Origin of the sequence: Kitasatospora sp. NPDC101183 (assembly GCF_044767945.1) — a bacterium.
Lineage (GTDB): Bacteria > Actinomycetota > Actinomycetes > Streptomycetales > Streptomycetaceae > Kitasatospora.
The window spans coordinates 149939-165547 of sequence record NZ_JBIWOW010000016.1; the positions used below are offsets into that span (position 1 = coordinate 149939).

At 71.7% G+C, this 15609-nt stretch carries 16 protein-coding genes; 9 read left to right on the forward strand and 7 right to left on the reverse strand.

Going from position 1 to position 15609, the window contains the following annotated elements; all coding sequences use genetic code 11:
• Position 1: 1 nt before the first annotated feature.
• The gene (locus ACIRRS_RS23485) at positions 2-724 is read right to left on the reverse strand and encodes a class I SAM-dependent methyltransferase (RefSeq protein ID WP_402974120.1); all 723 of its coding nucleotides are present in this window, start codon (positions 722-724) and stop codon (positions 2-4) included.
• Between the two features lie 176 nt (positions 725-900).
• Positions 901-1500 carry a DUF3043 domain-containing protein gene (locus ACIRRS_RS23490; RefSeq protein ID WP_402973916.1) on the reverse strand — a complete coding sequence of 200 codons (600 nt, stop codon included), beginning with the start codon at positions 1498-1500 and terminating at the stop codon, positions 901-903.
• A 301-nt stretch (positions 1501-1801) separates the two neighbouring features.
• Here ACIRRS_RS23490 and ACIRRS_RS23495 point away from each other — a divergent pair, with 301 nt between their 5' ends.
• Both ACIRRS_RS23495 and ACIRRS_RS23500 read left to right on the forward strand, forming a co-directional pair.
• Positions 1802-2617 (forward strand): PspA/IM30 family protein, encoded by an 816-nt coding sequence (locus tag ACIRRS_RS23495; protein ID WP_402973919.1) that lies wholly within the window; start codon positions 1802-1804, stop codon positions 2615-2617.
• Positions 2618-2647: 30 nt separating this feature from the next.
• Positions 2648-2941 carry a hypothetical protein gene (locus ACIRRS_RS23500; protein ID WP_402973922.1) on the forward strand — a complete coding sequence of 98 codons (294 nt, stop codon included), beginning with the start codon at positions 2648-2650 and terminating at the stop codon, positions 2939-2941.
• A gap of 227 nt (positions 2942-3168) precedes the next feature.
• On the opposite strand, the gene nadA is transcribed toward ACIRRS_RS23500, so the two are convergent.
• Positions 3169-4353, reverse strand: a complete 1185-nt coding sequence (nadA, locus tag ACIRRS_RS23505) for a quinolinate synthase NadA (protein ID WP_402973925.1) — start codon at positions 4351-4353, stop codon at positions 3169-3171.
• 340 nt (positions 4354-4693) lie between these two features.
• On the opposite strand from nadA, the gene ACIRRS_RS23510 reads away from it, so the two are divergent.
• Positions 4694-5158 (forward strand): Lrp/AsnC family transcriptional regulator, encoded by a 465-nt coding sequence (locus tag ACIRRS_RS23510; protein ID WP_402973928.1) that lies wholly within the window; start codon positions 4694-4696, stop codon positions 5156-5158.
• A 189-nt stretch (positions 5159-5347) separates the two neighbouring features.
• Positions 5348-6715, forward strand: coding sequence for a pyridoxal phosphate-dependent decarboxylase family protein (locus ACIRRS_RS23515; protein WP_402973931.1), 1368 nt, complete (start codon positions 5348-5350; stop codon positions 6713-6715).
• A 109-nt stretch (positions 6716-6824) separates the two neighbouring features.
• Here the strand turns inward: ACIRRS_RS23515 and ACIRRS_RS23520 are convergent, their stop codons facing one another.
• Positions 6825-7685, reverse strand: a complete 861-nt coding sequence (locus tag ACIRRS_RS23520; RefSeq protein ID WP_402973934.1) for a GNAT family N-acetyltransferase — start codon at positions 7683-7685, stop codon at positions 6825-6827.
• 245 nt (positions 7686-7930) lie between these two features.
• On the opposite strand from ACIRRS_RS23520, the gene ACIRRS_RS23525 reads away from it, so the two are divergent.
• Positions 7931-8284 carry a HesB/IscA family protein gene (locus tag ACIRRS_RS23525; RefSeq protein WP_380223702.1) on the forward strand — a complete coding sequence of 118 codons (354 nt, stop codon included), beginning with the start codon at positions 7931-7933 and terminating at the stop codon, positions 8282-8284.
• A gap of 75 nt (positions 8285-8359) precedes the next feature.
• On the opposite strand, the gene ACIRRS_RS23530 is transcribed toward ACIRRS_RS23525, so the two are convergent.
• Both ACIRRS_RS23530 and ACIRRS_RS23535 read right to left on the reverse strand, forming a co-directional pair.
• On the reverse strand, positions 8360-9019 hold the full coding sequence (locus tag ACIRRS_RS23530) for a hypothetical protein (protein WP_402973937.1): 660 nt from the start codon (positions 9017-9019) through the stop codon (positions 8360-8362).
• 89 nt (positions 9020-9108) lie between these two features.
• Positions 9109-9315, reverse strand: a complete 207-nt coding sequence (locus ACIRRS_RS23535) for a hypothetical protein (protein WP_402973940.1) — start codon at positions 9313-9315, stop codon at positions 9109-9111.
• A 272-nt stretch (positions 9316-9587) separates the two neighbouring features.
• Between ACIRRS_RS23535 and ACIRRS_RS23540 the strand changes: the two genes are divergently transcribed.
• Positions 9588-10565 (forward strand): carbohydrate kinase family protein, encoded by a 978-nt coding sequence (locus ACIRRS_RS23540; protein ID WP_402973942.1) that lies wholly within the window; start codon positions 9588-9590, stop codon positions 10563-10565.
• A gap of 15 nt (positions 10566-10580) precedes the next feature.
• On the opposite strand, the gene ACIRRS_RS23545 is transcribed toward ACIRRS_RS23540, so the two are convergent.
• Positions 10581-12038: a cysteine desulfurase/sulfurtransferase TusA family protein gene (locus ACIRRS_RS23545; protein ID WP_402973945.1), complete on the reverse strand. Its 1458-nt coding sequence runs from the start codon at positions 12036-12038 to the stop codon at positions 10581-10583.
• Between the two features lie 363 nt (positions 12039-12401).
• Here ACIRRS_RS23545 and coxB point away from each other — a divergent pair, with 363 nt between their 5' ends.
• From coxB to ACIRRS_RS23560, 3 genes are read left to right on the forward strand one after another with little or no spacing between them, the layout of a single operon-like run.
• The gene (coxB, locus tag ACIRRS_RS23550) at positions 12402-13256 is read left to right on the forward strand and encodes a cytochrome c oxidase subunit II (RefSeq protein WP_402973948.1); all 855 of its coding nucleotides are present in this window, start codon (positions 12402-12404) and stop codon (positions 13254-13256) included.
• On the forward strand, positions 13253-15028 hold the full coding sequence (gene ctaD / locus ACIRRS_RS23555) for a cytochrome c oxidase subunit I (RefSeq protein ID WP_402973951.1): 1776 nt from the start codon (positions 13253-13255) through the stop codon (positions 15026-15028). Before coxB ends, ctaD begins: the two co-directional genes overlap by 4 nt.
• Complete coding sequence (locus tag ACIRRS_RS23560) at positions 15028-15444, forward strand: cytochrome c oxidase subunit 4 (RefSeq protein ID WP_402973954.1); 417 nt, start codon at positions 15028-15030, stop codon at positions 15442-15444. The genes ctaD and ACIRRS_RS23560 overlap by 1 nt, the downstream gene beginning before the upstream one ends.
• The last annotated feature ends 165 nt before the right edge of the window (positions 15445-15609 follow it).

Below are 15609 nucleotides of genomic sequence, written 5' to 3' on the forward strand. Positions count from 1 at the left end.
GCTACTTCGCCCCGATCACGTGCAGCAGCGCCGCGACCTGCCGGTACGGGTCGGTGCGGCCGGCCCGGTCCTCGGCCTCGAGGAGCTGGGCCAGCTGCCGCCCGTCCACCGGCGGCGCGGCGTCGTCGGGCGCGTTGTCGGTGAAGACGCGCACGCCGTACCAGCGCCGCAGCGGCACGGACACCTCGGACAGGGTGACGGTGAGGTCGGCGAGCCGGTCGGCGCGGGCCGCGAGCCCGAGCCGGTTGTAGTACCGGTCGCTCTCGAAGGCGTGCAGGGCGGCCCGCCAGTCCCCGGCGGCGGCGGGCCGCAGCGCGAGCGCGTCGCGGTTGCGCACCAGCAGGGAGAGCAGCCCGCCGGGCGCCAGCAGCCGGGCCAGCGAGGCGATCATCGGGTCCGGGTCGGGCAGGTACATCAGGACGCCGTGGCAGACCACCACGTCGAAGCTGCGCGGGCCGAACCAGCGCCCGCACTGGTGGCCGTCCCCGGCGAGCAGCTGGAGCCGGCCGCGGACCTCCTCCGGCTCCTCGGCGAGCGCCTCCTGGGCGACGCCGAGCGCGACGGCGTCGGAGTCGATGCCGGTGACGTAGTGCCCGGCGCGGGCCAGCCGCAGGGCCTGGGTGCCCTGGCCGCAGCCGATGTCCAGGACGCGCTGCCCGTGCCGGCCGGTCAGCTGCTCGGCGAGCTGGCGGGAGACGAGCTCCTGCCGGACGAAGTCGCGCAGGCCCCCGAACCGGTCGAGCCAGGCGCCCGCGCCGCCCGCGTACGAGCCGCTGCGGGAGGGCAGCCGGCGCTCCTGGGCGATCCGGTCGTGCCCGCCGCCGCCCTGTCCGGGCAGCGCGTACAGGCCGGGCCCCTCCCAGGAGGGCGGGGCCCAGCCGGAGTCCACCGGTTCGGCGGTCAGGGCTTCTCCCCGCGCCGCACCTGCGGCTTGGGCAGGCGGAGCCGGCGCATCTGCAGGGTGCGCATGATGCCGTAGCCGACGGCGCCGCGGGTGTTCTCGCCCGGGAAGCGCGCGGCCAGCTGCTTGCGCAGGCCGAAGCCGAGGCGGACGAAGTCCAGGATCACGAAGACGAAGAACAGCAGGAACAGCAGCGTCGACAGCTGCTGGACGGCGCCGACCTTGACGATGCTGAGCACCAGGATGACCACGGCGGCCGGCAGGAAGAACTCGGCCAGCGACCAGCGGGCGTCCACGAAGTCGCGGGCGAACTTGCGCACCGGGCCCTTGTCACGAGCGGGCAGGTGGCGCTCGTCGCCGTTCATCAGCGCCTGGCGCTCCTTCTCGCGCTCGGTGCGCATCCGGTCGCGCGCCTGGCGGCTGGCCTCCTTGCGGTCCTTGGGGACCGTCACCCGGGTGCGACGCGTGGCCTCGGCCTCGCTGCGCTTGGGGGTGGGGCGGCCCTTCTTGGCCTCGGGGTGGCGGGCCTGGGGCGTCTCGTCCTGCTTCTCCAGCACGGAGGAGGAGGCGGCGGCATCATCTGAACGGCGTCGGAACACACCACCAGCGTACGGGGTCCGGGGGCGCTTCCACCGGTCCGATCGGACCCAAACGCATATCGATCGGCCGGTCGGCGGCCGGATGGGGGTTTCCCGGGGCCTTCCCGTAGGGGATCAGTCGGATGGAGGATGGGGGGGACTAGTCGCAGATCCACCCGGGGGATGAGGAACTGCCGCTGGTCGCTGTAGCAGTCTTGTTGCAGGCAGGTGCACTGCGGCGGACGGCTCGCTGCACATACACTCGTCGTGTCTGGTAACGAGATTTGAGACCGCAGGCCGGAGAAGGGGGCACCCGAGGCCCATGAGCGACGGAATCATGAAGCGTATGGGGCTGATCTTCCGCTCCAAGGCGAACAAAGCCTTGGACCGGGCGGAAGACCCACGTGAGACGCTCGACTACTCCTACCAGAAGCAGCTCGAACTGCTGCAGAAGGTACGGCGTGGTGTCGCGGACGTCGCGACCTCGCGCAAGCGCCTGGAGCTCCAGCTGACCCAGCTCCAGCAGCAGTCGGCGAAGTACGAGGACCAGGGCCGCAAGGCGCTCTCGCTCGGTCGTGAGGACCTGGCACGCGAGGCGCTGACCCGCAAGGCCAACATGCAGTCCCAGATCAACGACCTGGAGACGCAGTACCAGCAGCTGCAGGCCGAGGAGGAGAAGCTCACGCTCGCCTCCCAGCGCCTCCAGGCCAAGGTGGACGCCTTCCGCACCAAGAAGGAGACCATCAAGGCCACCTACACCGCTGCCCAGGCGCAGACCCGCATCGCGGAGTCCTTCTCCGGCATCTCCGAGGAGATGGGCGACGTCGGCCTGGCGATCCAGCGGGCCGAGGACAAGACCGCCCAGATGCAGGCCCGGGCGGGCGCGATCGACGAACTGCTCGCCTCCGGCGCGCTCGACGACGCGAGCGGTCTCGGCCGCAAGGACGACATCGAGGCCGAGCTGGAGCGTGTGGCCGGCGGCTCCGACGTCGAGCTGGAGCTGGCGCGGATGAAGGCCGAGCTGGGAGGCGGGTCCTCCACCTCCGGGCCGGCCGCCATCGAGCAGGGCAAGCCCCAGCCGGCGCCGCAGGACGCCCACCCGCAGGACACCCCGCGGATCAACTACAACAAGGGCTGAGCCAGAACCACGACCAGGGAGACGCGCGGCATGATCATGAGGGTCATGGGTGAGGGGCAGTTCGAGGTGGGGGAGGACCACCTGAACCTGCTCAACCAGCTCGACGACGAACTGCTCACCGCAGTGGAGTCGGGCGACGAGGACGACTTCCGCAGGGCGTACGGCAAGCTGCTGGACGCCGTGAAGCGGTACGGCACCCGGCTGCCGGACGACTCGCTGGAGCCGTCCGAGCTGATCCTGCCCAGCGCCGAGGCGACTCTGGACGAGGTCCGGGCCCTGCTGCTGTCCGAGGGCGAGGGCGTGATCCCGGGCTTCCCGGAGTAGCACCTCCGGCTGCTGTTGCCAGACGAAAGGGCGGGCCCCCTCCGAGTGGAGGGGGCCCGCCCTTCGCCGTTACTCGCCCGCTCGCCTCCGGGCCCTCTTGACCCGGTGTCGACGGTCGGCGCTCCGGCGCTCTCCCCCAGCCTCCGGCCGGGGGGACCCCCATCTCGCTTGTCGCTTCTCCCTTTCGACACCGGCGGGCCCTTCGGCTCGGGGCGGGCCGCCCGTCGTTAGGGCAGGGCCAGCATCCGGTCCAGCGCCGCCTTGGCGTACTTCTCCGTCTCCGGGTCGACGGTGATCACGTTCGGCACCCGGCCCTCGACCAGGGACTCCAGCGCCCAGACCAGGTGCGGCAGGTCGATGCGGTTCATGGTCGAGCAGAAGCAGACCGTCCGGTCGAGGAAGACGATCTCCTTGTCCGGGTGCGCCTTGGCCAGGCGGCGCACCAGGTTCAGCTCGGTGCCGATGGCCCACGCGGAGCCGGGCTCGGCGGCGTCCAGCGCCTTGATGATGTACTCCGTCGAGCCGACCATGTCGGCGGCCGCGACGACCTCGTGCTTGCACTCGGGGTGCACCAGGACGGTCACGCCGGGGATGCGCTCGCGCACGTCGGCCACCGAGTCCAGGCTGAACCGGCCGTGCACCGAACAGTGGCCGCGCCAGAGGATCATCTTGGCGTCCCGCAGCTGCTCGACGGTCAGCCCGCCGTTCGGCTTGTGCGGGTTGTAGAGCACGCAGTCGTCCAGGGAGAGGCCCAGGTCGCGCACGGCGGTGTTGCGGCCGAGGTGCTGGTCGGGCAGGAACAGGACCTTCTGGCCCTGCTCGAACGCCCACTCCAGGGCGCGCTGGGCGTTGGAGGAGGTGCAGATGGTGCCGCCGTGCTTGCCGGTGAAGGCCTTGATGTCGGCGGAGGAGTTCATGTACGAGACCGGGACGGTCACGTCGGCTATGCCGGCGTCGGTCAGCGCGTCCCAGCACTCGGCGACCTGCTCGGCGGTGGCCATGTCGGCCATGGAGCAGCCGGCGGCGAGGTCGGGCAGGACGACCTGCTGGCGCTCGCTGGTGAGGATGTCCGCGGACTCGGCCATGAAGTGCACGCCGCAGAAGACGATGTACTCGGCCTCGGGGCGGGCCGCGGCGTCGCGCGCGAGCTTGAAGGAGTCGCCGGTGACGTCGGCGAACTCGATGACCTCGTCGCGCTGGTAGTGGTGGCCGAGGATGAAGACGCGGTCGCCGAGGGCGGCCTTGGCCGCCCGGGCGCGCTCGACGAGGTTCGGGTCCGAGGCCGGCGGGAGGTCACCGGGGCAGTCGACGCCGCGCTCGCTGTTCGGGTCGGCCTCGCGGCCGAGCAGCAGCAGAGCGAGCGGCGTCGGAGTGGGGTCGACGCCGTGGGTCTCGGTGATGGTGGTGGTCACGGGCGGGTGCCCTTCTGTGCGGCCGATCTAGCGGTGGGGCCTTTTCGTCTAACTGACGCTATCTATTCTAACCGGTTAGCGTCAGAGTGACGATGGCCATCCCGTCGATGTGACGAGAACCGCTCGACGGAAAGGCGCGCCCGCGCGGCCCGGAGCCCGGAATCCCCGGGGGTTCCGCCGGGGCCGGACCGATATTTCGAAGGACGCTCCCTTCCCGTCATCTGTCGGCGGTGAACTCGCACCGGGCATCGGCCAGAATGGACGGCGAACCGTTTCAGCACACGTCGGCCGGGCAATGGCGCCCGCCGGCGCTCGTACGACCCCGTGGAGCCCCGCACCGATGAGCAGCAGCCGAGCGCACGAGGTCGTCGGGGCCGATCTGGACGAGACCGACCGGCTCCTGCTCGCCCGGCTCGGCAGCGACGGCCGCGCCTCGTACGCCGAGATCGGCCTGCAGGTGAACCTCTCCGCCACCGCCGTGCGCCGCCGCATCGACCGGCTGCGGGCCCGGGGCGTGGTGCGCGGCTTCACCGTGGTGCTCGACCCGGGCGTGCTCGGCTGGCAGACCGAGGCCTTCGTCGAGGTCTACTGCCGCGAGCGCACGGCCCCCGAGGAGATCCTCGCCAGCCTGCGCCAGTTCCCCGAGGTCGTCGCCGCCTGGACGGTCACCGGAGACCCGGACGCCCTGGTCCACCTGCGCGCCGCCGACATGCGCCACCTGGAGGCCGTGATCGAGCGCATCCGCCGCGAGCCCGGCGTCCAGCGCAGCCGCTCCTCCGTGGTCCTCTCCCAGCTCATCGGCTAGCCATCGAACAGCCGTACGCAGGAATCGTGCGCAGACCCGCCCGAAGACGCCCGAAAGCTGCCTGACCAGCCGCGTTCCGACGCGCGGGGAAGCCCCACCGCTGCCTACGCTGATCACGTCCGGTCCACGCGGTGAAGCGTCCCGCGGAACCGGACGGCCCCCTTCACCCCACCGCCGAGAGGGACAGCCGTGTCCGCAGCACCCGACCGCATGCACCGGCCCGACAACGACCTGGTCGACCTGGTCTTCGACTACATGCGGGAGCGGCTGCAGTACGACCCCGTCCCGCTCGACCACCCCGGCGACGGCGAGCACCTGCGCACCCAGCTGGCCGGCCTGCTCAACCAGGACGGCAACCACCCGGCCGACGTGCTCAAGCTCTACGACCACGAGCTGTCCCGCGCCGTCATCTCCGCCGACAGCCCGCGCTACCTGTCCTTCATCCCCTGCGCCCCCACCAAGGCCGCGCTGCTGTTCGACATGGTCGTCTCCTGCGCCTCCCTCCAGGGCATCTCCTGGCTGGAGGCGGCCGGCGCCATCGCCGCCGAGAACCAGGTGCTGCGCCTGATCGCCGACCGGGCCGGCCTGCCCGAGTCGGCCGGCGGCTGCTTCGTCTCCGGCGGCTCGGCGGGCAACCTCTCCGCCCTGGTCGTCGCCCGTGACACGGCCCGCCGCAAGCTCGGCGTCGGCCCGGAGGCGCGGCTGCGCATAGCCGTCGCCGACCAGGTCCACTCCTCGGTCAAGAACACCTTCAACATCATCGGCGTCGAGGCCTTCAAGGTCCCGACCGTCGACCGCCGCTTCACCGGCGAGGCCCTGCGCGCCGCCCTGGCCGCCGACCCCGACCCCGAGACGGTCATCGCCGTGGTCGGCACCGCCGGCACCACCAACGAGGGCATCGTCGACGACCTCGCCGGCCTCGCCGAGGTCGCCCGCGAGCGCGACCTCTGGTTCCACGTGGACGGCGCCTACGGCGGCGCGGGCCTGTTCGCCCCCTCGGTGCGCGAGCGCTACAACGGCATCGAGCACGCCGACTCCTTCGTCGTCGACCCGCACAAGTGGCTCTTCGCCCCCTTCGACTGCGCCGCGCTGATCTACCGCAACCCGCAGCTCGCCCGCGCCGTGCACACCCAGGACGCCTCCTACCTGGACGTCCTGCACACCGAGGGCGACGAGTGGAACCCCACCGACTACGCCTACCACCTCACCCGCCGCGCCCGCGGCCTGCCGCTGTGGTTCTCCCTCGCCGTCCACGGCGTCCAGGCGTACACCGACGCCATCGAGGCCGGCCTCACCCTGGCCCGGGACACCGCGCAGCTGATCCGTGAGAGCGAGCACCTGGAGCTGCTGTTCGACCCGCAGCTCTCGGCCGTCTGCTTCAAGCGCAACGGCTGGACCAACGACGACTACTACCGCTGGTCGCAGCAGCTGCTCGCCGACCAGATCGGCTTCGTCACCCCCACCGGCTGGGACGGCGAGACCGTCGCCCGCTTCGCCTTCCTGCACCCGGGCACCACGATGGACATGGTCCGCGAGATCCTCGCCACCATGGCCTGAGCCCCTCGTCGCGGGGGGGGGGCGCCGCCCCCCCCCCCGGCCGCCCCCCCCCCCCCCCCCGCCCCCCCCCCCCCCCCCCCCGGCGGGCCCCCCCCCCACGTCCGCACGTCTACAGGAACGCCCCGCTCGGCAGGTACGGCGTCGGCGGCCGCATCCCCCGGAACCCGACGAAGCCCCGGGTCTGCGGGGTCAGCCCCACCTCCAGCCCGACGTCCAGCGCCCACTCCTGCTCGGCCGTGAGGTACTCCACCTCCGCCTCCACCCCGTCCGGCACCCGGGCCAGCGCCTCCCGCAGCAGCCGGGCGGCGATCCGCTTGGAGGTGGCCGCCAGCAGCCGCACCCGGCCGCCGTCCCGGTAGCAGTAGCCGCTGCCCGCCAGCGCGTCCGCGACCAGCAGCTCCTCGAAGTGCCCCAGCATCAGCTCGTGGTCCACCCCGTGGGCCGAGCCCCGCAGCCGCCGGTCCACCGAGTCCAGCAGGTGCAGGTGGGTCGCGTTGCCCCGGTGCACCGGGATGTCCCCGGGATCGACCAGCCCCTCCCGGTCCACCTTCCCGCTCAGCCGCATCGCCGGGTGCAGGGTGAACCCCGCCAGCCGGTAGCGCCGCGCCGCCGCCCCCGAGGAGGAGGCGCAGACCATCCCGCGCAGGCACCCCCGGGCGTGCCCGCCCGCCTGCTCCAGCAGCAGCCGCCCGACGCCCCGGCCCCGCGCGGAGGGCCGCACCGCGAACAGCGAGGGCATCCACAGCCCCTCCCGCCGCAGCGACAGCACCACCCCGACCGCCTCCCCGTCGATCGAGGCCAGCCAGCAGCCCCCGGGATCGGTGCGCGCCAGGTGTCTGGTCCTGGCCAGCTGCAGGGGCGTCGCCCGGGGCGGGGCCGCGTCGGCGGACGGCTCGGCGAAGGCGGCGAAGGACAGGGCCTGGACGGTCTCGGCGTCCTCGGCGGTGTCCTTGACCTGGCGAAGGATCATGGCCACCATCCTCGCGCCCGGGCCGCCGCCGCGGGGCCCGTTCACCGATCCCGGCGTCCGCGGCGGTGACCGGCCCTCCCCGGTTGTGCGAGCATGGGGAACGTATGGGGCTCGGGTGGTACACCCGGCCCGTGGAAGACCGCCACCGGCAGAGGGCCGAAAACGTTCGTCCTCCGGGGAATTGAAACCGGACGCCGGGTGGTTGGGACTGACGGAAGACCGTCGCCAAGACCGGGAGAAAGCAGATGACCGTCCAGGACGAGACCACCGTAGAGAGTGGCATCCTCCTCACCGATGCCGCCGCGGGCAAGGTCAAGGCCCTGCTGGAGCAGGAAGGCCGCGACGACCTGGCGCTGCGCGTCGCCGTCCAGCCCGGTGGCTGCTCCGGCCTGCGTTACCAGCTGTTCTTCGACGAGCGCTCGCTCGACGGCGACGTGCTCAAGGACTTCGACGGCGTCAAGGTCGTCACCGACCGCATGAGCGCCCCGTACCTGGGCGGCGCCACCGTCGACTTCGTCGACACCATCGAGAAGCAGGGCTTCACGATCGACAACCCGAACGCCACCGGCTCCTGCGCCTGCGGCGACTCGTTCAGCTAGGCCTGACGATCGAACGGCGGCCCCCGAGGTGATCACCTCGGGGGCCGCCGCCGCATCCGCTCCTTCTGGGCGCTCCTACTGGGCGCCGTCCGGCGTCACCGGGTCCGGCCCGGCGTGGGCGTCGCCCTGCATCGGCACCTCCTGGCCGCTCTCCTTGTCGACCACCGTCCGCCCCGCCAGCGGGGAGCGCAGGTCGACGGCCGCCGCCTGCCGCTTGGCCAGCGCGGTGCACACCTGCCCGGGCTGCGTCACCGGCCGGCCCGGGATCACCATGACCTCGACCTTGCCCGGCGTCGACTCGTCCGCCTTCACCGCGTACGTGGTGCAGACCCCGCCGTAGAAGTAGACGGTCAGGTGGCTCGTCCCGTCGACCCGGTAGGCGATCGCCGGGCGGGACGTCCCGGCCGGGTTGGGCTCCCCGGGGGCGATCCCGTTCGGGGGGGGAGTCGCCGCGCCGGTCGGCCGCCCGGGGGCGGGCGAGGCCGGGGTGGGGTCGAAGGAGGACGGCGGCTGCGCCGGGGCGCTCGGCGCCGCCGTGGTCGCGGCGTCCGTGGGGGAGGGGCTCCCCGAGGCGGAGGCCGCGGCCGTCGGGGACGCGGAGGCCGTGGAGGCCACCGAGTCCGAGCTCTTGCCGCCACCGCCGTCGCAGCCGGCCACCGCCATCACCGCCGCGAGCGCCACACCGGCCAGGGCCACCGCCCGGCGACGGCGCCGGGGCATCGTCTCCAGATCCATCTGCACATCCTCCCGAGGGCTCAGCGGCGCCGCCGCTCGGCCGCTCCGCGCGGATGTGACGTGAACCGGGCGAATCCGGTTCCCGGGTCTCACCACCCGTACTCGGCCATCCCGGCCACCATGCGCTGCGCCCCGGACGGCACCCGCACCCCGACCGGCGCCGGGGCGGCGGGCTGGGGGGCGGCGGCCGGCAGCGGCCAGAAGCGGCGCAGCCGCCGGGAGGAGTTCACCAGCGCGTCGAGCGTCTCGTCCGCCTCGGCGCGCGGCACGGGCGGGGAGGAGGGGTGGGTCACCATCGGGCATCGCTCCGATCCAGGGCCGTGGCCTCATCGCCACGGGCGACGGCGGGGCCGGCAGGGGCCCCGAGGCCGACCCTAGGCACGGGTTCCCGCGGCCCACCAGTGCTACCCGGGGGTAGTACACGTTCGACGGCGGAGGGTGCCACGACGGCCGTACCTGGTGGCAGATTCCTGGCACTCGTGCTGGGGGCCGCGTGCCGCGCTGTACCGTGGGCGGGTTCGCCCGCACTCTGACCGCCGGCCCCGCCGCCACCCTGAGGAGACCATCCGTGCGTATCGCCGTCGCCGGCTCGATCGCCACCGACCACCTGATGACGTTCCCCGGCCGGTTCGCCGACCAGCTCGTCGCCGAGCAGCTGCACACGGTGTCGCTGTCCTTCCTGGTCGACACCCTCGACATCCGCCGTGGCGGCGTCGCGCCCAACATCGCCTTCGGCATGGGCGTCCTGGGCCTGCGCCCCGTCCTGGTCGGCGCGGCCGGCGCGGACTTCGCCGAGTACCGCAGCTGGCTGGAGCGCAACAACGTGGACTGCGAGTCCGTCCACATCTCCGAGACCAGGCACACCGCCCGCTTCATGTGCACCACGGACGAGGACCACAACCAGATCGCCTCGTTCTACACGGGCGCCATGGCCGAGGCCCGCAACATCGAGCTCAAGCCGATCGCCGACCGCGTCGGCGGCCTCGACCTCGTCCTGATCGGCGCGGACGACCCGCAGGGCATGGTCCGCCACACCCAGGAGTGCCGCACCCGCGGCTACGCCTTCGCCGCCGACCCCTCCCAGCAGCTGGCCCGCCTGGAGGGCGACGACATCCGCGAGATCGTCGACGGCGCCGCGTACCTGTTCACCAACGAGTACGAGGCCGCGCTGATCGAGACCAAGACCGGCTGGGACGCCGAGGAGGTCCTCACCCGCGTCGGCACCCGCATCACCACCCTGGGCAGCAAGGGCGTGCGGATCGAGCGCAAGGGCGAGGCCCCGATCCTGGTCGGCTGCGCCAAGGAGGAGGCCAAGGTCGACCCGACCGGTGTCGGCGACGCCTTCCGCGCCGGCTTCCTGGCGGGCCTGTCCTGGGGCCTGGAGCTGGAGCGCTCCGCCCAGCTCGGCTGCATGCTCGCCACCCTGGTGATCGAGACCGTCGGCACCCAGGAGTACGAGCTGCGCCCGGCCGCCTTCCTCAAGCGCTTCGAGGAGGCCTACGGCGCCGAGGCCACCGAGGACGTCCGCGCCCACCTGGTCAAGTAGTCCCGTCCCCCGCCTCTACGTCCTGCGGACGACGAGGTAGGCCGAGCCCCGGTCGCCGCCGTAGTCGGCGGCCGGGGCCTCGCCCGCGTACTCCTGGTCGCGCATCGCGCACCAGGCGGGGATGTCCAGCCGGGCCGCCTCGTCGTCCGACAGCACGGCGACGGTGCCGCCCTCCGGCACCTCCCCGATCCGCTTCGCCAGCTCGATCACCGGCAGCGGGCAGCGCTTGCCCAGCGCGTCGATGACTGTGACTCGCCCGCTCGCCTCCGGGCGCTCCGACCCGGCGCGCCCTTCGGCTCGGGGCGGGATCAGCGGCGCCGAACTCCCTTGCGGCTGAGCGAAGTTGAGCCCGAGCGGCGCCCTGATCCCGGCGACGAGGTCCGGCAGCAGGGCCAGGAACCGCTCCACGTCCGCCTCGGCCGTCCCGTACGGCAGGGAGACCCGGACGTTCCCCTCGGTGAGCACCCCCATCGCCGCCAGCACATGGCTGGGCGTCAGCGTGGAGGAGGTGCAGGAGGAGCCGGAGGAGACGGCGAAGCCCGCCCGGTCCAGCTCGGTGAGCAGCACCTCGCCGTCCACGTACAGGCAGGAGAAGGTGACGAGGTGGGGGAGCCGGTGCACCGGGTCGCCGACCACCTCGACCTCCGGCACCAGCTGCGGCACCCGGGCCCTGATCCGCTCCACCAGCCCGTGCAGCCGCGCGTTCTCCCGCTCGGCCTCGGCGCGGACGGCGCGCAGCGAGGCGGCGGCCGCCACGATCGACGGGACGTTGACGTAGCCGGGCACCCGGCCGCCCTCGCGCTCGTCGGCCGGCAGAGGGGAGGAGTAGCGGACGCCCTTGCGCACCGCCAGCACCCCGACCCCGGGCGGCCCGCCCCACTTGTGGGCGCTGGCCGTCAGCAGCGACCAGCCCGCCGGGACGGCGAGGCGCCCGGCGCTCTGCGCCGCGTCGACCAGCAGCGGCACCCCGGCCCCGGCGCACAGCTCGGCCGTCTCGGCGACGGGCTGGAGCGTGCCCACCTCGTGGTTGGCGCTCTGCAGCGCGGCCAGCGCGGTGTCGGGCCGCAGCAGTGCGCCGAAGGCCTCCGGGTCGACGCGTCCGGTGCGGTCCACCGGGGCGACCGCGACCTCGCCGCCGCCCGCCTCGTGGCGCTCGGCCACGTGCAGCACGCTGGAGTGCTCCACCGCGGAGTGCACCAGGTGCGAGCCCCGGCGCCGGTTGCCGGTGAGGGCGCCCAGCATGCCGAGCTGCACGGCCTGGGTGCCGCTGGCGGTGAAGGAGACCTCGTCCGGCCGGGCGCCGAGCTCGGCGGCGAGCGTCTCGCGGGCCGCGTCCAGCAGCATCCGGGCCTGCCGGCCGGAGCGGTACAGCCGGGCCGGGTCGGCCCAGCCCTCGTCCAGGGCGGCGGTCAGCGCCTGCCGGGCGACGGGGTGCAGAGGGGCCGTCGAGGCCACGTCGAAGTACACGGTCACATTTAACGACACTCCCGGGGGCCGGTACGGGCCGATCCGTTACCTCACCGGCCGTCAGTCGATCACCCCGAATGTCCGCTTCGTCCGCCTCCGACGAGCCGTCACCCGCGTTGTTCGAGCTCATCCCCCGATCGGGCGTACGGACCTCGAATGCCTACGATGACCTGCGGTGCAGTGCCCACCGGGCCTGATCGGGCGACCGGGCGGCGCGTTACCGGGGGCTGCCCGTCAGGAGCGCATAAGGCTGGAGTAGGGTTTGGCCCGCATAAGCATTCAAACCGTGCCCGTGGACGGGTCGCCGGGGAGGCTCACCACCTTCCCCGGGGCGACGCGAAGGCGGGCGAGACTTCGGGAAGGCGCTACGTGAGTCCCAACGGCTCCGACCGCTCGCCGCGGCGCACGATGCGGCGGAAGCTGCCTCAGGCGCTGGCACTGGGCCTCGTCATCGCTACCGCCACCGGCTGCTCGGCCAACGACCTCCCCAGGCTTGGCCTCCCGAGCCCCGTCACCAAGGAAGGGCCCATGGTCCTTCAGATGTGGCAGGGGTCCTGGATCGCGGCGCTGGTGGTCGGCGTACTGATGTGGGGTCTGATCATCTGGAGCGTGATCTTCCACCGGCGCAGCCGCACCGGTGTGGAGGTTCCCCCGCAGACCCGGTACAACGTGCCCATCGAGGCGCTCTACACCGCGGTCCCCATCATCATCGTCTCGGTCCTCTTCTACTTCGTCGCCCGCGACGAGTCGAAGCTGATCAAGGTCTCGGAGAAGCCGCAGCACTTCGTGAACGTGGTCGGCTTCCAGTGGAGCTGGGCGTTCAACTACGAGAACACCGAGACCCCCGACCCGGCCAACACGACCGCGGCGTACGAGGTCGGCACCCCCAAGGACGCGCCGACGCTCTGGCTGCCGGTCAACGAGACGGTGCAGTTCCGGCTCACCTCGCGTGACGTCATCCACGACTTCTGGCCCGTCAACTTCATGATGAAGATGGACGTCGTCCCGGGCGTGGTGAACAAGTTCGAGGTCACCCCGACCGTCAAGGGCGAGTACATGGGCAAGTGCGCCGAGCTCTGCGGCACGGACCACTCGCGCATGCTGTTCAACGTCAAGGTCGTCGACCGCGCCGAGTACGACAAGCACCTGGCCGAGCTTCGTGACAAGGGCCAGAAGGGTGCGGTGCCCTCGGGCCTGATCACCATGGGAAGTGAAGAGAAGTGACCATCCTCAACGAGCCCGCCGCGGCCGGCGGGGGCGCCGAGGCCGTCACGGTCGGGGCGCAGCGGACCCGGAAGCCGGGTTCGACCATCATCAAGTGGCTCACCACCACGGACCACAAGACGATCGGCACCCTGTACCTGGGCACGTCGTTCGCCTTCTTCCTGATCGGCGGCATCCTCGCCCTGGTCATGCGCGCCGAACTCGCTCGCCCGGGGACCCAGATCCTCTCGAACGAGCAGTTCAACCAGGCGTTCACGATGCACGGCACGATCATGCTGCTGATGTTCGCGACCCCGCTGTTCGCGGGCTTCGCGAACTGGATCATGCCGCTCCAGATCGGCGCGCCGGACGTGGCCTTCCCGCGTCTGAACATGTTCGCGTACTGGCTGTACCTGTTCGGCTCGGTCATCGCGGTGGCGGGCTTCCTGACCCCCAACGGCGCCGCCAACTTCGGCTGGTTCGCCTACTCCCCGCTGTCCGACGCGGTGCACTCGCCGGGCGTCGGCGGTGACATGTGGATCATGGGTCTGGCCTTCTCCGGCTTCGGCACGATCCTCGGTGCGGTCAACTTCATCACCACGATCATCTGCATGCGCGCGCCCGGCATGACGATGTTCCGGATGTCGATCTTCGTCTGGAACACCCTGCTGACCGCCGTGCTGGTCCTGCTGGCCTTCCCGGTCCTGGCCGCCGCGCTGTTCGCCCTGGAGGCCGACCGCAAGTTCGGCGCCCACGTCTTCGATCCCGCCAACGGCGGGGCGATGCTGTGGCAGCACCTCTTCTGGTTCTTCGGCCATCCCGAGGTGTACATCATCGCGCTGCCGTTCTTCGGCATCATCTCGGAGATCATCCCGGTCTTCAGCCGCAAGCCGATGTTCGGCTACTCCGGCCTGATCGCGGCCACCATCGCGATCGCCGGTCTGTCCGTGACGGTGTGGGCCCACCACATGTACGTCACCGGCCAGGTGCTGCTGCCGTTCTTCTCGTTCATGACCTTCCTGATCGCCGTTCCGACCGGTGTGAAGTTCTTCAACTGGGTCGGAACGATGTGGAAGGGGTCGCTGAGCTTCGAGACCCCGATGCTCTGGACGGTCGGCTTCCTGGTCACCTTCCTCTTCGGTGGTCTGACCGGTGTCCTGCTGGCCTCCCCGCCGATCGACTTCCACGTCTCGGACTCGTACTTCGTCGTCGCCCACTTCCACTACGTGGTCTTCGGCACCGTCGTCTTCGCGATGTTCGCCGGCTTCCACTTCTGGTGGCCGAAGATGACCGGCAAGATGCTGGACGAGCGCCTCGGCAAGATCACCTTCTGGACGCTGTTCTTCGGCTTCCACGCGACCTTCCTGGTGCAGCACTGGCTCGGCGCGGAGGGCATGCCCCGCCGCTACGCCGACTACCTGGCCTCGGACGGCTTCACCACGCTGAACACCGTCTCGACCATCGGCTCCTTCGTGCTCGGCCTGTCGATCCTGCCGTTCCTCTACAACGTCTGGAAGACCGCCAAGTACGGCGAGAAGGTCGAGCAGGACGACCCGTGGGGCTTCGGCCGCTCCCTGGAGTGGGCGACCTCCTGCCCGCCGCCGCGGCACAACTTCCTCACGCTGCCGCGCATCCGCTCCGAATCCCCGGCCTTCGACCTCCACCACCCGGAGATCGCCGCGCTGGACTACCTGGAGAACCACGGCGAGCCGGCCAAGCACCTCGCCGGTGTGACCCCCGCGAAGTACGACGCCCCGAAGCTGGGCAAGGGCAAGACGGAGGGTGACGTCTGATGAAGGAACAGGGAAAGATCTTCCTGGGCCTGTCGGTCTTCGTCCTGGCCATGGCCATCACGTACGGCCTGTGGACCAACGGCTCGGACCTCGGCATCGAGGCCGCCGGCACGACGGCGCTGTTCCTGGCCTTCTCGCTGTGCGCCTTCATCGGGTACTACCTCGCCTTCACCGCCCGCCGGGTGGACAGCGGCGCGGGTGACAACCCCGAGGCCGAGGTCGCGGACGACTCCGGCGAGCTGGGCTTCTTCGCCCCGCACAGCTGGCAGCCGCTGTCGCTGGCCCTCGGTGGCGCCCTGGCCTTCCTGGGCGTGATCTTCGGCTGGTGGCTGATGTTCTGGGCCGCTCCGATCATCCTGATCGGCATCTTCGGATGGGTCTTCGAGTTCTACCGGGGCGAGAACCAGAACCAGTAGGTTCCGCCTCCCCGCAAGGGCCGGTCCTCCCGCACGGGAGGGCCGGCCCTTCGCGTTCCCCCCGAGGTGTCCTGCCTGCTCGGGAGTGACGGCCTCACCCGCCCGGGCGAACGAGACGACGCTCGGATGTCGCTCGACCGGGGGCTGTTCCTACGATCTGATCAA